The sequence below is a fragment of the Halomonas sp. 707D4 genome, from assembly GCF_024158685.1.
Classification (GTDB): Bacteria; Pseudomonadota; Gammaproteobacteria; order Pseudomonadales; family Halomonadaceae; genus Vreelandella.
In genome coordinates this window covers 1-1,976 of sequence record NZ_JAMZBD010000535.1, presented here as the reverse complement: position 1 = coordinate 1,976, position 1,976 = coordinate 1, and the positions used below count along the sequence as shown (strand labels likewise).

Genomic DNA, 1,976 nt, shown 5'->3' with positions numbered 1-1,976 from the left:
GTGCTTGCCGTTGCCGCTGACGCTGCCACGACGACCGCCGCGACGCTCGGCGCGCTTGGCCTTCTTGCCGGCGCCACCGCGCTTGCGCTCTTCGCGATCACCGCGATCCTCGTCGTCGTCACGGCCCTTCTTCTTGGCGGCCGTCTTCTTGGGCGGCGCGGTACGGCGATCGGTACGGCCTTCCTTCGGCGGTGCCGGGGGCAGGTCGTCGGACGCCGGGGTGTCGTCGATCTGAAGCTCCGGCACCTCGAGCTTGGCGGCCGCGGCCTTGCCTTCGGTCTCCTTGCGCGCGGCGTCCTCGGCGGCCTTGGCCTTCTCGGCGGCCGCGCGCTCTTCGGCTTCACGCACCTTGCGCTCGGCTTCCGCTTCGGCCATGTCGCCGACCAGCTGGCGGGGACCGGTGTGTTCCGGCTCCGCTGCCTTGGGCTTCTCTTCTTCTTCGCGCTTGACGTAGGTCTTCTTCTTGCGAACCTGGACCTCGATGGTCTTGCCGCGCTCGCCGGTCTTGATGCGGCTGCGCGTCTTGCGCGTCAGGGTGATGCGGTTCTTGCCCGCATCCGCGTCGCTGCCGCCGTGGCTCTTCTTGAGAAAGCTCAAGAGCGTCTGCTTGTCCTCTTCGGACACGGCATCGTTTTCCGAGGCGTGCGCAAGGCCCGCCTCTTTCATCTGTTCCAGCAGGCGGGGCACGTCGCGGCCCACTTTCACTGCAAAATCCTTAACCGTCATATCTGACATAGTGACCCTCCAAAGCCCGTGACCTGTTTACTGTGTGTTCGAAGCCGCTTCACTGTCGTCTTCGAACCAGGGCGCACGGGCAGTCATGATCAGTGCCGCTGCGCGCGCTTCGTCCAATTCCTCGATATCGATCAGATCATCGACAGACTGCTCGGCGAGATCCTCCATGGTGACGATGCCGCGACTGGCCAGGATGAAGGCCAGATGGCGCTCCATGCCGTCCATTTCGAGCAGGTCATTCGCCGGCTGGGCGCCGTCGAGCGCTTCTTCCGAGGCGATCGCCATCGTCAGGAGTTCATCCTTGGCGCGGGCGCGCAGCTGCTCGACCAGCTCTTCGTCGAACTCCTCGATCTCGAGCATCTCTTCAAGCGGCACGTAGGCCACTTCTTCCAGGGTGGTGAACCCTTCCTCGACCAGCAGGCGCGCGACCTCGTCGTCCACGCCCAGGTGCGAAACGAAAGAGTCGACCAGGCTGTCGATCTCCTGCTCGCGCTTGGACTCGGCCTCGTCCTCGGTCATGACGTTGATCCGCCAGCCGGTGAGTTCCGAGGCCAGGCGCACGTTCTGACCGCTTCGACCGATGGCCTGGGCCAGGTTGTCCTGGGCGACCGCGACGTCCATGGCGTGAGCGTCTTCATCGACCAGAATCGAGGCGACGTCCGCCGGTGCCATGGCGTTGATGACCAGCTGCGCGGGGTTGTCGTCCCACAGCACGATGTCGACACGCTCGTTCTGAAGCTCGGAGGAGACCGCCTGCACGCGCGAACCGCGCATGCCGACACAGGCACCGACCGGATCGATGCGCCGGTCGTTGGTCTTGACCGCGATCTTGGCCCGCGAGCCCGGATCGCGCGCCGCGCCCTTGATCTCGATGAGCTGCTCGGCGATCTCCGGCACCTCGATCTTGAACAGCTCGATGATGAACTGGGGATTGGTGCGCGAGAGCTGCAGCTGAGCGCCGCGGGCATCCGCATCGACCTTGACCAGCAGCGCCCGCACGCGTTCGTTCATGCGGTAGCGCTCGCCGTGGATCATTTCGTTGCGCGCCAGGAACGCCTCGGCGTTCTCGCCAAGGTCGATGATCAGGCCATCACGGGTCGTCTTCTTGACGATACCGGCGACCAGCTCGCCTTCACGGTCGGCGTACTGGCGAACCACTTCGGCGCGCTCGGCCTCGCGCACCTTCTGCACGATGACCTGCTTGGCGGTCTGGGCCGCGATCCGGCCGAACACGGCGTTCT

At 65.3% G+C, this 1,976-nt stretch carries 2 protein-coding genes; both read right to left on the bottom strand.

The features are described from left to right. The coding region (locus BIS11_RS16260) for a translation initiation factor IF-2 associated domain-containing protein (protein WP_253586549.1) at window positions 1-735 on the bottom strand (735 nt) is incomplete at its 3' end. A 27-nt stretch (window positions 736-762) separates the two neighbouring features. After that, window positions 763-1,976 (bottom strand): transcription termination factor NusA (gene nusA / locus BIS11_RS16255; RefSeq protein WP_253586548.1); only part of this gene is annotated, 1,214 nt, incomplete at its 5' end.